Raw genomic sequence first — 18,281 nt, 5'->3', positions numbered from 1 at the left:
TATTATTTTTATATAAAAAATGCTTTTAGAGAAAGGGATCGATGATAATGGAAAAAGCAACTTTTGCTGGTGGGTGTTTTTGGTGCATGGTAACACCATTCGAAGAACTACCTGGTATTGGAGGAATTGTTTCTGGTTATACAGGTGGTACTACCGAAAATCCAACCTATGAAGAAGTAAAAACAGGGAAAACCGGGCATGTTGAAGTGGTACAAATCACCTTTGATCCTGAAATATTCCCTTACGAAAAATTGTTAGAGCTTTATTGGCCGCAAATTGACCCGACGGATGCTGAAGGCCAGTTCCATGATCGTGGTACACAATATAGACCGGTCATATATTATCACAATGAAAAACAACACGAACTAGCTCTTCAATCTAAGAAGGAATTGGAACTTAGTGGTCGTTTTTCAAAGCCAATTGTAACGGAAATTTTGCCAGCCCAGGTCTTTTATCCAGCGGAAGATTATCATCAGGATTACCATAAGAAAAATCCAAAGCACTATAAAGAAGACCGTGAAAAGTCAGGTCGCGATCAGTTTATTAGTGATCATTGGAAAAACGAAGAGTAATGGTATTAATATTGGAAATCAACCAGTCCAACACATTTGAAATGGACTGGTTTTTTTTCTGTCTCTAGGAATTTTCTGTATAATTCGATAAAGGGGGGATTTGTTTGATAGAAACAAAAGAGGATATTCTAAAATTAATTCATAAAGATGAGTGGTTAATGGAGATTTTATTTCAAGTAAAGTCCTTAAATTTACCTGATTGTTGGGTATGTGCAGGAGTAATCCGTTCAAAAATATGGGACAAGCTACATGGGTATTCACAGAGGACTCCGGTGGAAGATGTAGATGTCGTATACTTTGATCCTGAAGATTTGAAGGAAGAAACAGAAAAAATGTTGGAAAAAAGACTCCTTTCCATCCTACCTTCAATACCTTGGTCAGTGAAAAATCAAGCTAGAATGCATACAGTAAATCAAAATCCTCCATATGACTCCACCGAAGATGCTATTTCTAAATTCCCTGAAACCGTAACGGCCATAGGAGTACGTATGAACGAGCTGAATGAATTGGAACTACTGGCACCATGGGGGATTGAAAATCTTCTAAAAATGGAGGTTCGACCTACAGAAATATTCATTATTAATAAGGATGCTTATGGTACATACGAACATCGAATGAATAAAAAGAAATGGCATGAAACATGGCCAATGATAAAGGTTCATCAAGTTGAATGGAAATAGAAATAAGGGTGGTCATCCACCCTTTAATATAATCGTTTATTCTACAAATGTAGCAAAAATTTCACAATGACTTTCGCTTGAATGCTTAATTCACCTGGCTGGATCGGTGTTGCTGAATCGAATTTGGCAGAGGCAACCATATAAGGTCTAGGGCCTTGTTCAAATACTTCTTGTATGTCGACGATAGCAGGTTCCTTGTTAAATCCAGACGCTCTTGCAAGTGTAATAGCCTTTTGTTTAGCATCTTGTACGGCTAATGTAAGAGCGGATTGATAATAGGCAGTAGGGGCTGTGACAGTAAAATTTATGGATCCGATAAAGTTCGCTCCATTTTTAACAGCCGTATCAATAATCAGTCCCGTTTTACCCATTTCATTTATAGTTACGTTGACAGCATTTGTGACTTTGTAACCGATAAAGGTAGGAGGGGTTTTTGAGTAATCATATTGTGTATCAATTTGATATTGTATGGTCTGGATGGCTGAGTCAGGGATGCCTAACTGTTTGATGGAAGCCAGAACTTGATTCATGACTGCGGCGTTTTTAGCTTGAATCTCGGTTACATTCGATCCGTTTGTGACAACTCCTATTGTGACATTAACGCGGTCAGGCTGGGCTTGAATGGAACCAGTACCTTCAACGGTTATTGTTGCTGATGTAGTGGGAGCGGGTGAGGCAATAGGTTGTCGATACATATTATCACTCCTAAATAATACTGTTCATGACAATATATATGACCTGTTCATATCACATAGAAGAAATTATCCTGTTAAATAAAAAAGCAAAGAAGACTATATCCTTCTTTGCCCCTGTATGTAATGACTATTCATCCTCAGGAAGATGTTCTTTGCAATATGCCTCAAGGACAGCAAGCTCTTCATCCTCAAGTTCGAAGTCTAAATAATCCCCTGATTCTGTTTCAAATAAATCGTACTTCACGATTTTTTGTTCATTTTCTTCCACTAGATAAATGACTTTAACATGAACACCTTTTTCAGAAAACAATTCGTCATCTTCTGGAATGTCTAAATTAAGAAAAAACTCGAAGCGGTCTCCAGACAAAATGCCAAAATCATCATTAATTAATTCGACAGTATGCGAAGTTACATTAATCATATAAACATCCTTTCTTATTATAACCATGTAAGTAAAATAGTACAGAAAATCGATAATTACTTCAATATATTATTGACAAATAATAACTAGACTATTATTATTCTATAGTATGTTTTTAATATAATAATCCTCATCAGCTTAAGATGAGGTAGAGGTCGCGGTTCATAAAAGTAAATTAAGGTAGAGACAGACAATCTCGATGACCTTAATTGAAAGGATGATCCGCCGAAGCGCAGTAGGTTTCTGACTACTGAAAGCTGGGACTGTATCCGAACAGGTGCAGGACTGTCATGGGCATCCATGATGAGCTATCCGTTAAGTTGGTGTAATAATCGTGCAAACACACCATACTAAGGGTGTGTTTTTATTTTTTCTGCTTCTGCCTCTTATATTAAGCTATATGATTAGAAAGGGGTTTAACAACATGAGTCACTCAAATAAATTAGGATTTTGGATTTTGACATCACTTGTTGTCGGAAATATGGTCGGTTCTGGAATATTTATGCTACCACGTACATTATCTGAGGTAGCTAGCCCAGCAGGATCAATATTAGCATGGTGCTTCACTGGACTGGGGGTTCTATTAACAGCAATAGTATTTGGCAACCTTGGTCAACGTAAACCAGAGTTAACAGGAGGTCCGCAAATCTATGCGAAAGAGCTATTTACAAATTCTTTAGCTTCAAGACTTTCGGGGTTTATGACTTCATGGGGGTATTGGATAGGGAATTTAGCAGGTAACATAGCCATCATTACTACATTTGCTGGGTATCTATCAACATTTTTCCCAGTCATGACAAGTGGGGCAGAGTTATTTACTGTTAATGGTTTCACATTAAAAGTAGGAAATGCATTAACTTTTGTAGTTTGTACGATTTTATTATGGGGAACACATTTTATTATCTTACGGGGACTAGAAAATGCAGGGAAGCTTAATTTTATGGCTACTTCTGCCAAAGTTATTGGATTCATGCTATTTATCGTTATTGGATTAATGGCCTTTGAAGCTTCTAATCTTATGCCTTTTGTCGATGTAAGAATGGATGAAGAGGGTAATACTATAGGTTTATTAGGACAAATAAATGCTTCTGCAGTAGCAACATTATGGGCATTTGTCGGGGTAGAGTCAGCAGTTGTTTTCTCATCAAGAGCAAAACGTCAGAAAGATGTTAAAAGGGCTACAGTTCTAGGATTATTATTAGCACTAGGTCTTTATATCGGGATTAGTACGTTGGTTATGGGAATGATGGATCAAGCATCATTGCAACAATCTGAAAAACCGTTAATTGATGCGATCGAAATGGTTTTAGGACCTATAGGTGGTAAAATTCTTGCTGCAATTGGTTTAATCAGTTTGTTTGGATCGACACTGGGTTGGGTTATGTTAAGTGCAGAAATACCTGTAGCTGCAGCAAGACAAGGGATGTTTATCCCAGCATTCGCTAGAGAAAATAAAAAAGGTATACCAGTATTATCATTGGTTATTACAAATGCTTTAGGTCAATTATTCATTTTTTCTACAATATCTAATTCAATCTCAGCAGCATTTGATTTTGTAATCTACATTGCAACATTATCCTATTTGTTCCCGTATGTAATATCAACTCTATTCCAATTAAAACTTGTGATAACAGGTGATACTTATGGGAATTGGGACCGATCAAGGATAACAGATGGGATAATAGGACTCTTAGCAACTGTATATTCAATTTGGGTAATTATAGCAGGAACAGCAGATATTAAAACATTTACATTCGGAATGGCATTAATATTTAGTGGAATTATCTTTATTAAGTTATTACCTAAGAATGGTAATGAATTAGACGTTATAAATAAATAATAGAAAAAAAGAAGTAAAAACCTGCAGAATGCTGACTGCAGGTTTTTTTATGTTATTAACTGGTTAGGCGTTAGGATCACAATTATTGATGAAAATGAAAAAATTAATTTAAAAGGTTATTGACACAAGAGTATTAAAGTTTTATGATTATCTCGCATTAAAGATATTTTAATTCGAGATAATTTTCAAGGAGGTGCTTAAATGATCAGCAAATGTACAAACCAACCATTTTTGTTTTTAATGCAAACTTCAAGAGCTTTACAAGAACGTATCAGGGAAGATATCGCCCTATACAACATAAGTAATACAGAATTTTCGGTTTTAGAGGTATTATTTCTTGAAGGAAAACAAACAATCCAGCAAATAGGTAATAGCATACTAATTTCGAGTGGATCAACGACTTATGTTATAGATAAGTTAGAGCAAAAAAAATTATTAAAACGAAACCCATGCCCTGAAGACCGCCGAGTTATACATGTGACATTAACGGATGATGGGATAGAATTAATGAATAAAATTATGCCGAAACATAAGGATTTCATAAATTATACTTTTGACTCATTAAATGGCAATGAGGCAGATACTTTAGTAAACCTATTGAAGAAAGTATGGGAAAGAGTAAGAAAATAAGATATTTTAAATAAATATCTCGAATTCGAGATAAAAAACTTTTAGGAGGATATAAAAATGATGGATCTTGGCTTATTAATTATTAGATTGGTAATAGGTGTTTTATTCATTGGTCACGGAGCTCAAAAATTGTTTGGTTGGTTTGGGGGTTATGGTTTAAAAGGGACTGGAGGTTGGTTTGACTCTATAGGTATGAAACCTGGTCTAATGATGGCACTTTTTGCTGGATTAGCTGAATTTATTGGAGGAATTTTATTTGCATTAGGACTATTAACTCCATTAGCAGGTATTTTGATTGCAGTAACTATGATAATGGCTATCGTTAAAGTGCATGCTCCCAATGGTTTATGGGCAACTTCAAATGGTTATGAATATAACCTAACATTGCTTGCAGTTGCAATTGGTACAGTTTTAATTGGGCCTGGTCGATACGCTATAGACACTTTTTTATTCTAAAATATCTCGAAGTAAAAATTCTTGGATTAAATAATAAGTTTGATCATTACTGATTATATAAAGCTGATAAAGGAAAGCAATCTGTTAGTCATCTTTCTACTTGTTCATACTATAAAACAGATTATATAAATGAAATATTTGAATTGGTTAAACTATGACTATTTTGCTTTACCCTTCAGCAAACAATTAACATTAGAGGTAAAAGAAGTACAAAGTAAGGTAAAAACCAAGTTGGTATCGAAAGCTTAAAAATAAGTAAGTTGGGTTTTCTAAATGAAATCACTTGATAAATATAAGTGTAAACAAATTGGAGTGTGAAAAAATGAGTAAAAAAACTATGGGTATTCACCATATCACCGCAATTGTAGGACATCCTCAGGAGAATGTAGATTTTTATGCCGGAGTTTTGGGTTTACGTTTGGTGAAACAAACAGTAAATTTTGATGATCCAGGTACTTATCATTTATATTTTGGTGATGAAGGTGGAAAGCCAGGAACTATCATTACTTTCTTTCCATGGACTAATGCGTATCAAGGGAAAATTGGAGACGGGCAGGTAGGCGTGACATCATATGTTGTACCTAAAGGTGCTATGGAATTTTGGGAACAAAGACTAGAAAAGTTTAATATTCCTTTTACTAAATTGGAACGCTTTGGTGAGGAGTATCTAAAATTTGATGATCCACACGGACTTCACTTGGAAATAGTTGAACGAGAAGATGGGGAAGTTAATACTTGGACTTTTGGAGGGGTAACTCCTGATGTTGCAATTAAAGGATTCGGAGGTGCAACTCTTTTATCCACTCAGCCTAATAAAACAGCAGAATTATTAGAACAGGTAATGGGGCTTGAACTAATTGGTAGAGAAGGGGACTTTATCCGTTTTCGTTCAACAGCAGACATTGGAAATATAATCGACCTAAAATTAACTACAATTGGTCGTGGACAAGTGGGTGTTGGAACTGTACATCACATTGCATGGCGAGCAATTGACAACCAAGACCAATTAGATTGGCAACAATATGTTGCAGAAAATGGATATGGTGTCACTCCAGTTCAGGATCGAAATTATTTTAATGCAATTTACTTTAGGGAACATGGAGGAATACTATTTGAAATTGCAACGGACCCTCCTGGATTTGCGCATGATGAAACACAAGAGACTATGGGGGAACACTTAATGCTACCAGAACAGTATGAGCCTCATAGAGAACAAATTGAAAGAGTGTTAATTCCTATTATGGTAAGAGAGATAGATTAATTTTATAAAAAGGAAGGTTTACTTTGCTTTCAATAGATACAACTGAAAATACTGAAAGAGAAAAAATTTTCACACATCATTTTGGAGGTATTGTAAGAAATGTTTAAAAATGAATTAGGTGCGCTTATATTACGTGTAACATTAGGTATATTATTTTTCATTCATGGTTTTGTTAAGTTTCAAGGCGGCATCGAAAATATTGCTGGATGGTTTGAAAGTATAGGGTTACCTGGATTTATGGCATATGGAGTTGCATTAATTGAAATGATTGGTGGCGTCGCATTAATAATTGGATTTGCAACAAGATTAGTTGCTGCTTTATTTGCATTATTAATGATTGGAGCAACTTTAAAAGTAAAGCTTTCGATTGGATTTTTAGGAAATGGACAAATGGCAGGATATGAATTGGATTTAGCGTTTTTAGCGATTGCGATATATCTTGCAATTAATGGAAGTAGGATTTTAACAGTAAGTAAATTGTTATTTCAAAAGGATTCAGATGAGGTAACAAAAGCGGTTTAATAGGTATGTATTTGCAAGAGAAAGAAATAATTTTCGATGTAACTCAAAAATAATACTACCAAAATTTCAGGATAGATTTATTTCTTATCCAAACTAACCATTAAAACTGAAACGAGTTAATGTGACTCTTTTTTTAAAAAAATTCTTATTTAACGTAATATGAAAAAGGCGGGGGAAAACTCCCGCCTTTTTCATATTGAATTTTTCATTTCCTAGGCAAGCGCAATCTTCTAACAAATAAGACAATTTCCTTATTTGTATATTGGTTCAAGAATCATTATTTGGAGGGATATAACAATATATATCGAAATAAGTATTGATTATGTTTGCTTACATACCTGAAATAATTTGAAAAGGGCAAAATGACTTCGAGAAGCTGTTATAATCTTTCAAATAGCTACTCTCCTTAAATCAATTAGTATAAAGAGAAAGATAATAGGGGGACATATATGTTATCAGCAAAAATAGATCCTATTTCAATCACTGGAATAAGCGAAAAAGACGTTGAATACATCTTCAATTGGTTCAATCTTCATAAACAAACGTTTTATACACTTGGTTGGTCCTTTCTTAAAAATCAGCAGCAAATGGAAGAGCTATTTTACCGATCTATTTTAAAAGTTCACAAGGAATTGCCACGATTTAAAAGTGAGACATCTTTCGAATCGTGGGTTACATCGATTTTCATAGATTTCTGCCGGGAGCTTAAAGTTGATAGTAGTTTAAAATCTATGGAGGAAACTGAACCTCGTCAGGATTTATTTAAGGCACTTGATCAATTGAATAGGGACGCGAAAGAAGCGGTGGTCCTTACATATGTAAATAAGCTCTCACACGAGGAAGTGGCGTATCTTCTTCAGGTTTCAGTAGAAAGGATTAAAGAGAGTTTGTTTTCTGGAATCCAGTCACTTAGAAAAGAAATGGGGTATGAATCAAATTTTAAGGGCTGTAAAGAATATCATAATGATTACATCGATTACTTAGAAGGAGCTATGGATCGCTCGAAAAAAATTGATTTAGAAGTACATATTTATCATTGTCAAGATTGTCAGGAGGATCTGGCTACCTTTCAGACTGTTATGTTAACTATGTTAAATCTTACTGAGCGGATCGAAGAGTTGCATATTCCTTCTGGGTTCATGGAGAAGGTCAAAAATAAGCTGGAAGAATTGGAAAAGCACAGTCAACTGAAGAATAAAAAACGTAATAGAAAAGCACTTGTTTTGGCAGGTGTATTCGCGTTCATAATGGGAATAGGTTTTTTTACGGGGGTATTTACTAACCTATATTATACTTGGACAGAAGAAGATCAGGAATTGCGCGTCTTTCTTCAACAGGACCTGGGTGAAAGGCTGAATCTCAAAGCAGAAAGCGATGGGGTAAAAATTACGATCAAGAGCGTCATTGCTGATGATATTCAGACGCTAGTTTTCTATGAAATAGAAGATACAGAAGAAGATAATCAATTTGTAATGAATTATCATGACGGCGTAATAGTAGAGAACGAACATGAAATACTGAGCCGCGTAGCATATCCAAGGCATTATCCACCTGACCTTGAATCGGATGTAAATAAAGAGGCAAAGAATGTGTTTCAAGGGAAGCTTAGTTTAATGCCACTCGAAAAAGATACCGAGACAATTAAACTCAAAATAAGTAAGCTTCAGAAGTTATTTCGTGATTCCTTTGAACAAAATAGTTTAGTAGCTTACGAGAAAATAGAATATAAAACAGGAGAGTGGAACTTCGAGATCTCAGTAACAAAACATCCTTCCAAAGAATACGTATTGGATGAAGAAACTGAAGTCGAAGGGATTCCAGTTCGATTTGATAAACTAATCATTGCTCCAACAGTGACAATATTGCAATATGGTATTAATAATAATAAGTCGGAGAAGCGGATAGAAGCTCTTAATTTTGACAATTTAGAAGTGAACAATAAAAAAGTGAAAGCTGATATGTATGGCAGCTCTTATTTACATCAAAGCATGGATTGGATTACTTCTCATACACACTTTGACCCTCTTTTTGGAGAAAAACCAAAAGAAATCAACCTTCAATTCAAATCTGTTCATTTATCGTATGAAGACCAAAATACTATCGATCTAGATGCTTCAAAGAAATATCCTCATTCCTTTAAATATGCAGGCACTACAATCTCCATCGACAAGGTGGAAGTTGGTAAGCCTACCCAGGTTGTTATCAGCAATCATGAAATTGAGAACCGACCATATGATACGCTTCAATTCCGTATTGTAAGTGAGGATGAAAGTGAATCTATTTCCATGGAGATGAATAATGAAGGAGTGCTTGTGGATAAAAAAGGGATTAAATATGATATAAATAAAAGCCCTTTTGTATATGAAGAAATTGAGCAACCCCGATATTTATTTACAGTTCAAAACATAAGGTTACACAGTAACAATGGTGGAGAAAAAGTGGTTCCTAAGAGGTTGGAGATTTACGGGTATAATACAACCAAATATTTGGATGATGTTGTGAAGATAAAGTTGGATTAAAATTACAATGCAGAAAGGTATTGTACACCTCTGCATTATAATTGTATAAACGTTGAACAAACAATTAACAAATTAATAGCAAGAAAAAAGCGACACTTGAAATAGTGTCGCTTTTACATTTATTCTCTATATGAATTGTGAGTAGGAGAGAATAGATCATCATCTGAATACCTAACTAAAGAAAAGTGTTGCTGGATAAAACGTGGAACAAGAGTAGGAATTAAAACCTCTAAATCGGTGGACCGCTTATAATCCTGAAAAAAGCATACGAGATGTCCAAATCACTTTAATGGGTACGTAAGGTGTTTTTGAGAGAATATGTTAGAGTTCCAAATACAGTAAAAATCATCTAAGGCTTGTAGAAAGACCAAAAGAATGAACTTAAAATCGATTACTTTCGGAGATCATCAAAACGTGTTAACAGTAAAGACCAAAAGATTATCGTAAAATTCACAATTCATATGTTTATTATAGGAACTCAATTAAAATGAGTAAATTTCTTTTTCGTCTCATTAACTTAAGTAATCTTTTTAATTGAGACCTAACTTCTGTGTGTTTGTTCAACTTCCTATAATATATATTATGTAAACTAGAATAAAATTATTTTATTATCCGGTGTTTCCCCTTTAAGTCCCTTGTACGTTGAAGCAAAAGTGTATACATTCATTCTGGAAGCAAATGCGTAACATAAGCCAAAACATCAAGAAATCTATCTACACTTCTGACGCATTCGTACTAACCCTCCAACCATCTAATCACTACTTAAGGTTGTTTCTTATATCCGTGTCTACATGTCAATGAATAAAAACTGCCTGTCTCAAAAACGAACGAGACAGGCAGTTTTTATTTTTTTACTTTAATCCTAATTTCGTCAAAATATTGTCCAATGTAGTCCCTTTATAGGAATCTTTAGCTTTTGGTGCATCTGCTACAGTTGGATTTTGTAATCCGTAGTTTTTGGTAATGTAATTCATGTCTTTTTCATCCACCACTTTATCGAAGTTAAAGTCAGTAGGTGCATGATCTGAACCCCAATACTTCTGTACTTCTAATGCATCTAATACGTCAATGACATCATCTTTATTCGAATCTCCTGCAGCAGCTATTGGCAAATGATAGTTTTGTCTCTTTCCAACAGTTTCTCCTCGAATTTCATTTGATAATACTAGTTGTTTGTTTATCGTAAAGTGTCCAGGAACATCTACTTTTACTATATATGGCGTTTTTTCAGCCTTTATTCCTTCTGCGCTATATGAACCATTTTTAGTAGTAATAGGAGCTTCAATAATGGTATTGCCATCATCAGATGTGACCGTTACTTTTGCACCGATGTTTCTTTGTTCTATAGCGTAGTTCATTTCACCAGTAGAAGGATTTATCGTTCCCTCTAGCTTTAAAGCACCATCTAATTTTGAGTAAGTGGATTTGGTTGTATAGGTTTCCATATAAGTGTAAACATTTTTCGTCTCAACATCTGATTGATCGATTGTTGATGCGCTCATTGAATACCAACTAAATGGCACACTTCTTGTGTACTTATTCAAAGCCTTTAAATCGAAATTGAATAGCTCCAAATCTTCTGGTAATGCTTTATTGCCTAAATACGTAAAAGTAAGACTATAGTTACTTCTTGATCCTGAAGGTGTAGACGTGACAGAAACATGGGCGTCACCATATTGTTTCACTGCCTCATTAACCGCTACATTTTCGATTGCTACTAGAGTTGGGTCAACAGGTAACGTAATTTTTGTCGTTTTTAAATTTTTTACATTATTAGAGCGAACGCTATAGTTTACAGATTCGCCTGTTGTTACGGTTTTCTTATTTGCCTTCAAATAGTAATATGGTAATTTATGATCAACAAACACAACTTTTAACATATGAGAAGCATCTGCAGTGAAGTTTCCAGCTGCATCAAAACCATAAAATGCTACATCTAATGGTGCAGCCTGCTTCCTCACTAATATTTGATCTGTATAATTTCCGTCTTTATCTGTCTTTATTGGATTTGCTGGAAATGGACTGTTATAGAAGGAAACGACGGAATTACTAGATTGATCTAAATCGCTACCAAAACGATTCGCTTGTTCGACTTCAGGATCATGAAGATTAATGTTAAAGTCATATAAAAATTCGCCTTTTTCATTAAATTGACTATCATTATATTCGATTACTTTTTGTTCTAAGGCATCGAAAGTAGATGTCATCGTAGGTGCAGCAAGCTCATAGATGACATCTGAAGCAGCAGTAAAGGCTTTACCTTCTTCATTTGTTCCTACTAGCTTCAACTGGTAATGCCCTGTTTGAACAATTTCAGGAATATAGCTGATTGGATTATCTGAATCATTCGTAAATGGATAGTAAACATTACTAAATCCTCTTGCGATAAAATAGGATTGCTCATTATTTATTAGGATTGGATCAAAGGACCCTACTAATCCAAGGTCTTTACCTGTCTTTGGATCATGTAATATGACATCTAATGTTTTCATATGTGATTTTAATGTGAATTCAAATCCAAGGAATGGATAGGAATTAGCTGGCCAAGCTGTATCAGTTGAATATAAAGGCTTAACAACATTAAATGTTTCAATACCTTCATTCACCACGCGTACACCAAATGGAACTTGATACGTTTCAGAAGGATCCTCATGGTTTGTATAAACGATAAACCCTTCATAGACCCCTATTTCCGCTGTTTTTGGAATCGATAGTGAAACATTTCTAGTAATCTGACTATTGGCTGGTACTTTAATAGACACATCTGTCTTTAATTCTACACCATTTTTCTCCGCATCTTTTGATTCTCTAACATCCGATTGGAAGGTAACCTTTACATCAAAAGTTTTTTCTTTTACTCCATTATTTTCAATCGTTACATTACGGGAATCTTTAAAATCCTTTTCATTAGAAACGACCTTGCCGAAGCTAAGTGCACCTGTCTCTTCCTTTATCTGCTTTTCTTTACCAGTTGAGATTGTCGTGGTTTTATCTTTCACTTTTATTTCAATTGAAGAATGAATGGCCTCAAAAGGATCCACGCGCCCTGCACCTTGTTCAAAGACACTATATGGTTTAGTTAACGGATCTGCAGTATTCATTAAAATAGCTTTTACTTCTTCAGGTTCTAGTTCTGGTTTTGCTTGTAATAATAATGCAGCAACACCCGATGTAAATGGAGTTGCCATGGATGTTCCAGACATACGTTTATAGGCAATTGAATAATTAGTCGTATCATTTGGACTGTTAATAAAGCTAGGAACAGTTGATAATACGCTTACACCTGGAGCGGTAATTTCAGGTTTAATCTCATAGGTTACACGGGAAGGCCCACGGGAACTGAAATCTGCCATTGTATCTCCCTCTGTTTTTGCTTCACTCATTTCAGTAAAGGTAAAGCTATTGGAACCTGCTTGTATTTTTTGCTTCAAAGCTAATCCATCTTCATGAGTCAAATTGAATGTTGGAATGAAGTTAACTCCTTCTCCGAAATAAGCTGGAATATAGCCTTCTTCTCTATTATCATTGTACATTAGGACAATGGCTGCCCCTTTTGACTTTGCGTAAGCAATTTTTGAATCTAAAGTGTAAGTTCCACGACTGATGAGAACGATTTTTCCATTTACGTTTTTACCGGAATAGCCGGCAGGGTCTCCAATACCAACATCTACAATTGTATTCACTTGTCCCTTTAACTCAGTTATGTCATCTGTATATCCCCTTGCCATGAATCGCAAATCTGCGGATATATCCCCTAGCGATCCCTTCGCAGCAACAGTCGTAATCGGAACACTGCTCGCCCCTACTGTAAGTGCCAAAGCTGCGGTACCCGGTGAACCTAGTGTGTACATTTTGTTCCCAGCGTTCCCAGCGGCTACAATTGCGGTCACTCCGCTTAGCACTGCGTTGTTAATGGCGATACTAGTTGGATACATAGGGTCATTATAATTAGCCCCTAAAGATAGATTCATAACGTCCATGCCTTCAGCCACTGCATGATCAATTGCCGCAATTATACCTTCTGTAGCTCCGCTCCCCCCAGGGCCAAGAACACGGTATGCATAAATTTGCGCATCAGGAGCGATGCCCTTTGTTGCGTATTCGCTCTTATTTGTACCTTGACCAGCAATCGTACCAGACACGTGAGTTCCATGATCAGTAACATAAGCGGCTGCATTGCCTGGTTTTCCTGCTTTAATCCAGTCTTCGTATGTCGTTTCCATCGGATCATTTTCATTATTTACGAAATCGTAGCCTCCCTCATAGGCATCCTTCAAGTCTGGGTGGTTGTAATCAATACCTGTATCCAGTATAGCAACCTTAACACCTTTACCTGTGTAACCTCGTTGGTGTAATTGATCTACCTTCAGGAAAGCTCGCTCGTCTGCCATCCCTTGTCCTTCAGTTTTTGTAGAGTTTTCAATGGAAGGTTCTGCTTGTACGGTTACATCACTATATATTGCTAAAACTGCGTCTGATTTCATTAATTCATTAAGCTTATTGGCTGGTACTTCCAACGCGACTCCGTTGAATGCGTGCTTATATTCGCGTTTTATTTTGTATGATCCATCAGATTTATCTTTAAAAATTGTATCTAAATCTTTTTTAAATGTTTCATGGTCTGCTTCTGCATTGCTTTTTGCTTGTTCGTCAGATAAGCTTTTACCTTTTACAACAGCCTCTAATTTTGCAATTTTTTGTGGCTTATTTTTAAATGAAATAATAACCGATACTGTGTTGACACTATCTAAATTAACCGTTGAATCTAGATAAAAACCCGACTGATTATCTGTTGAAAACTGATTTAAGGCTTGTCTTTGCTCTGAGCTCAAATTTGCAAGAATGGGGTAGCGTCAGGAAAATGCGAATTTACAACGTTAAGCAATTTGATACAAGTCTTATGAGACATTGTAAATCCTAATTTAGAGGTATTTTGGATATGTCTCAATAGTCTTTACTCTATTGAGATTGTGAAGGTTTCTACTTAAACTAACGAAGCAGAATAATTCCTTTTAACAGAAGGTATTATGGTATTATTATAAATGGAACAGTTTTCCAAATTATTCAATTGAGAGGGGGAATGAATTTGCAAAAACAAATGTTGACTGGGGTGAAAAAGATCCAGTGTGTGTATCTACCTGCAATAAACACTGAAGAATCTGCAATATGGTATGTTGAACAACTTGGTTTGAAACTATTGAGACCAGTTCATGAGAATCAGGCACAGTTGAGCATAGGTTTTGAGCAAACAATTTTTTTAATCAAGTCGAAAGAGCCAATCAATGTGAATTATACAGAAATTGGTGGGTCTGAGCAGTGCATCATGACAATCGAAGTTGAGAATTTTAATGAACTTTACAGCAGACTGAAACTGTCAGGTACTCATGTAACCGATATTGAGGATAACGCCGAATGTGGGCAGAATTTTTATGCTTATGACCCATCTGGAAACAAGATTGATATATGGAGCGGTTGGCCCAAGGCATAACATGGTACGGAGGCTGTTCACTCTATATCTATCAAAAAGTTTACTAAACTAACGGAGTGCTTTAGTTCAACAGTCGATTCCTTGAAATCGGCTTTTTTTATGGGTAAAAGTTTCCTTATCGTTGTAAATCCGCATTTTCCTGACGCTACCCCAGAATAGACTCAGAATTTAAAGTCGTGACAGCACGGACTCTTGATGGTGAATTAACAAATGGAGCTACCAAACTGCTAGAAACTAAACCTACCCCTAATGTAAGGGCTGTTGCTTGTTTGATGATTTTCTTTTTGATGTGTTTCATGTGCGTATTTCTTCCTCTCCACTAGTTTTATTGGTTTCGTTTTGGGTTAATGCTGTATCAATATCTATTAACCTATAATTTTGATTCCCTCTACCATTGTTGAATTTTCGTAATGTTAGAATTAATCAAACTATAAGAGTAATAATAAGTGGGAAAAGGGATAGAAGTAAATTGGGGTTGTTGAGGTAGGAGTTTTTTGATAGAACACGGAAAAAGTAATGTTTTTGAGTCAAAATTAGACATTTTCCCTTGTGAATTCGTAAGCTTTACCAATGTATAGAGGTCAATAGTCACGGATTTTTGTGTTTATTTTATCTAAAATGCTCCTTGAAAGTTAATCCTAGTAAACCAAAAGGATAATATATACTAAAATAGGCTTATAAGCTCTTTAAGACTAATGTATGTAGTTTGAATTGAAACAGATGAAGGGGGAATTTAATCTCCCCTAATAATTAGAAATGTAATAACAATTTTATATATAGATTTCAATCTTTGTTCTACATAGTAGGAAAAAAAATGAAACCTTGAGTTAACAAGGTTTCGTGGGAATACGGTAGTTTATAATAATTAGTAATACGGACTATATGTAATGAATTTGGAAGAGACTCATAGAGAGCCTTCTAACATTCTCTCCTCTTGTTTTTGAACCAATTCAATTTCAAACCCCAAATCCTCTAACATCGCATGATCCTTATTGGTTTCCTGTCCCTCTGTCGTTAAATAATCTCCAATGAAGATACTATTAGCAGCGAATAGCCCTAAAGGTTGTAGACTACGAAGATTTACTTCACGGCCACCTGAAATACGAATTTCTTTTGTAGGGTTCATGAAGCGGAATAAGGCTAAAACTTTTAAACAATATCGTGGATTCAACTCGTTAGCATCTTCCAATTTGGTCCCTTTTATGGCATGAAGGAAGTTAATTGGGATAGAATCGGCATCTAATTCGCGTAAAGAACGAGCTAATGAGATTACGTCTTGAAGAGTTTCCTTCATTCCAATGATCGCGCCTGAGCATGGTGATATTCCTGCTTTCTTGATTTTTTCCACTGTATCTACACGATCTTGATAAGTGTGTGTGGTAGTTATGTACTCATGATGCTCCTGAGATGTATTTAAATTATGATTGTAGCGGTCGACACCAGCTTCGTGTAATTGATTTGCTTGGTTATCTTTGATTAGACCTAGGCATGCACAAACCTTTAATCCATACTGTTCCTTGATCTCCTTCACTGCTTCGCTTACCGTGTTTACATCACGATTGGTTGGTCCACGACCACTGGCCACGATACAATAAGTTCCTGCTTTTAAATCAAAGGCACGTTTAGCACCTTCAAGAATTTCTTCTTTTGATAAAAATGGATATTTGTCGATGGGTGCACTTGAAATAGAAGATTGGGAACAATAACCGCAATCCTCTGGGCAATAGCCGCTCTTTGCATTGATAATCATATTGAGTTTTACTTTTTTCCCATAATAATGCTTACGTATAATAAATGCACCTTGTAAAAGTAAGAGTAACTCATCATCATCACTGGTTAAAATGCTCAATGCTTCTTCATTTGTTATTTCTTTCCCTTGAATGACTTCGTATGCTAATTCTGACCAATTCATGGTATAACCACCTTTACGCTATTATATTTTCTTCCATCTCTGGGATCCAACCTAATATATCAAGACATGTTAGTTTTTTTATCATGAACATATTATCCTCTTCCATCTCATTTAAAGTGGATGGAACTCTATTGATGATTAATCCTTTAATGTTAATATGATGGTTCTTTAAATACTCTGCCGTAAGAAGAGTATGATTAATTGTCCCCAATTTTAAAGTGGTAACAATAATAACGGGAATGTTCAATAGCTTAATTAGGCTAATCGTATTAAAATTTTCCATCAATGGGACGGCTACCCCTCCTGCCCCTTCAACGATGACGACATCATGTAGCTTTTCTAATTCCTTGTATCTGCTTAGAATTAGCTCTTCATCCATGTGTTGATTTTCTAGTTTGCAAGCTAAATGTGGAGATACAGGAGTGTGAAGGGTATATGTATTGTAATAAGAATAGTCTTCTTGAAGTTGTAGGTGTTCTTTGTAAAAGTCTACATCTTCCCCTATCAATCTATTATTCTTCCTAATTGTCCCACTTTGAATTGGTTTGTAAGGAATGGCGTCAAAACCTTGTTTTTGTAGAAAGTCTACTAAATATGTTGTTGCAATGGTTTTCCCAATATTAGTATCTGTACCCGTCATGAAGTAGCCGATTCCCATATTAGGCAGCCACCTTTCGATGTTCAATCCGTACTTTGGCAAAAAATGCATATAATCGTTTCGCTAATACGCTAGCGAAAAACACTAAGAATAAATCTTGGACAATGCTATATGCAAATCCCATCATCATCACGGCTTGAAAAGATGTTGGGGTTCCCACCCACGTATTTAAGGCTAAATATAGATAGGAGACACCAACAACATAAACAATGAGTAATCCAATAAAATTAGCAAACAGCAAATTTTTGAAAACATCTCCATTTGTTCTTTCCAAAATGAAACCGATTACGTAAGCAGCAACGATAAATCCTATTAAGTACCCGAATGTAGGTCTAAAAATATATTCTGGTCCCCCTCCTGATGCAAATACAGGTACTCCTATTATGCCAATCCCTACGTAGAGAAGTTGACTCAACATCCCTTTCTTGCTCCCTAAAAGACTACCAGCTAAAAATACAAATAAGATTTGAAGTGTAAATGGCACTACCGGTAAAGGAATCTTGATAAAAGCACCAATACTTGTAAGTGATGCAAATAAAGACACGACTGTTAATGAAAAAGTTTTGTTCTGCATGGTATCCCCCAATTAAATTGTTAATTGACAAACTATTAAAAATAAACTACCAT

General features: G+C 35.5%; 16 protein-coding genes and 1 riboswitch. Of the genes, 9 read left to right on the top strand and 7 right to left on the bottom strand.

Going from position 1 to position 18,281, the window contains the following annotated elements:
* Positions 1-47 precede the first annotated feature (47 nt).
* On the top strand, positions 48-572 hold the full coding sequence (msrA, locus tag DBX25_RS02715; RefSeq protein WP_108669234.1) for a peptide-methionine (S)-S-oxide reductase MsrA: 525 nt from the start codon (positions 48-50) through the stop codon (positions 570-572).
* A gap of 104 nt (positions 573-676) precedes the next feature.
* Positions 677-1,252, top strand: coding sequence for a nucleotidyltransferase family protein (locus DBX25_RS02710; protein WP_240620128.1), 576 nt, complete (start codon positions 677-679; stop codon positions 1,250-1,252).
* 41 nt (positions 1,253-1,293) lie between these two features.
* Here the strand turns inward: DBX25_RS02710 and DBX25_RS02705 are convergent, their stop codons facing one another.
* Both DBX25_RS02705 and DBX25_RS02700 read right to left on the bottom strand, forming a co-directional pair.
* A complete protein-coding gene (locus tag DBX25_RS02705) occupies positions 1,294-1,947 on the bottom strand; it encodes an SIMPL domain-containing protein (protein ID WP_108669233.1) in 654 nt (217 codons plus the stop codon).
* A gap of 127 nt (positions 1,948-2,074) precedes the next feature.
* Positions 2,075-2,368 carry a DUF6509 family protein gene (locus DBX25_RS02700; RefSeq protein ID WP_108669232.1) on the bottom strand — a complete coding sequence of 98 codons (294 nt, stop codon included), beginning with the start codon at positions 2,366-2,368 and terminating at the stop codon, positions 2,075-2,077.
* A gap of 141 nt (positions 2,369-2,509) precedes the next feature.
* Positions 2,510-2,687: riboswitch (Lysine riboswitch) on the top strand.
* 105 nt (positions 2,688-2,792) lie between these two features.
* Between DBX25_RS02700 and DBX25_RS02695 the strand changes: the two genes are divergently transcribed.
* The 6 genes from DBX25_RS02695 to DBX25_RS02670 all read left to right on the top strand — a co-directional run bounded on the left by DBX25_RS02695 (position 2,793) and on the right by DBX25_RS02670 (position 9,596).
* Positions 2,793-4,208 carry an amino acid permease gene (locus DBX25_RS02695; RefSeq protein ID WP_108669231.1) on the top strand — a complete coding sequence of 472 codons (1,416 nt, stop codon included), beginning with the start codon at positions 2,793-2,795 and terminating at the stop codon, positions 4,206-4,208.
* Between the two features lie 201 nt (positions 4,209-4,409).
* On the top strand, positions 4,410-4,838 hold the full coding sequence (locus tag DBX25_RS02690; RefSeq protein WP_108669230.1) for a MarR family winged helix-turn-helix transcriptional regulator: 429 nt from the start codon (positions 4,410-4,412) through the stop codon (positions 4,836-4,838).
* 57 nt (positions 4,839-4,895) lie between these two features.
* Positions 4,896-5,294, top strand: a complete 399-nt coding sequence (locus DBX25_RS02685; protein WP_108669229.1) for a DoxX family protein — start codon at positions 4,896-4,898, stop codon at positions 5,292-5,294.
* Between the two features lie 322 nt (positions 5,295-5,616).
* On the top strand, positions 5,617-6,555 hold the full coding sequence (locus tag DBX25_RS02680; RefSeq protein ID WP_108669228.1) for a ring-cleaving dioxygenase: 939 nt from the start codon (positions 5,617-5,619) through the stop codon (positions 6,553-6,555).
* A gap of 99 nt (positions 6,556-6,654) precedes the next feature.
* Positions 6,655-7,077 carry a DoxX family protein gene (locus DBX25_RS02675; protein WP_108669227.1) on the top strand — a complete coding sequence of 141 codons (423 nt, stop codon included), beginning with the start codon at positions 6,655-6,657 and terminating at the stop codon, positions 7,075-7,077.
* A gap of 449 nt (positions 7,078-7,526) precedes the next feature.
* The gene (locus tag DBX25_RS02670) at positions 7,527-9,596 is read left to right on the top strand and encodes a sigma-70 family RNA polymerase sigma factor (protein ID WP_108669226.1); all 2,070 of its coding nucleotides are present in this window, start codon (positions 7,527-7,529) and stop codon (positions 9,594-9,596) included.
* 851 nt (positions 9,597-10,447) lie between these two features.
* Here DBX25_RS02670 and DBX25_RS02665 read toward each other — a convergent pair.
* Positions 10,448-14,428: a S8 family serine peptidase gene (locus DBX25_RS02665; RefSeq protein ID WP_108669225.1), complete on the bottom strand. Its 3,981-nt coding sequence runs from the start codon at positions 14,426-14,428 to the stop codon at positions 10,448-10,450.
* Between the two features lie 254 nt (positions 14,429-14,682).
* Between DBX25_RS02665 and DBX25_RS02660 the strand changes: the two genes are divergently transcribed.
* A complete protein-coding gene (locus DBX25_RS02660; protein WP_108669224.1) occupies positions 14,683-15,084 on the top strand; it encodes a VOC family protein in 402 nt (133 codons plus the stop codon).
* 145 nt (positions 15,085-15,229) lie between these two features.
* On the opposite strand, the gene DBX25_RS20460 is transcribed toward DBX25_RS02660, so the two are convergent.
* From DBX25_RS20460 to DBX25_RS02645, 4 genes are all read right to left on the bottom strand, one after another.
* A complete protein-coding gene (locus tag DBX25_RS20460; RefSeq protein ID WP_157950859.1) occupies positions 15,230-15,382 on the bottom strand; it encodes a hypothetical protein in 153 nt (50 codons plus the stop codon).
* A 606-nt stretch (positions 15,383-15,988) separates the two neighbouring features.
* Positions 15,989-16,996 carry a biotin synthase BioB gene (bioB, locus tag DBX25_RS02655; protein WP_108669223.1) on the bottom strand — a complete coding sequence of 336 codons (1,008 nt, stop codon included), beginning with the start codon at positions 16,994-16,996 and terminating at the stop codon, positions 15,989-15,991.
* A gap of 13 nt (positions 16,997-17,009) precedes the next feature.
* Positions 17,010-17,654, bottom strand: coding sequence for a dethiobiotin synthase (bioD, locus tag DBX25_RS02650; RefSeq protein ID WP_157950857.1), 645 nt, complete (start codon positions 17,652-17,654; stop codon positions 17,010-17,012).
* A gap of 1 nt (position 17,655) precedes the next feature.
* Positions 17,656-18,228, bottom strand: a complete 573-nt coding sequence (locus tag DBX25_RS02645) for a biotin transporter BioY (RefSeq protein WP_108669221.1) — start codon at positions 18,226-18,228, stop codon at positions 17,656-17,658.
* Positions 18,229-18,281 lie beyond the last annotated feature (53 nt).

It is taken from the genome of Peribacillus acanthi (genome assembly GCF_003073175.1).
Taxonomy (GTDB): domain Bacteria; phylum Bacillota; class Bacilli; order Bacillales; family DSM-1321; genus Bacillus_BN; species Bacillus_BN acanthi.
Note: the sequence above shows the minus strand (reverse complement) of the source record. Positions and strands in the feature narration are given on the sequence as shown.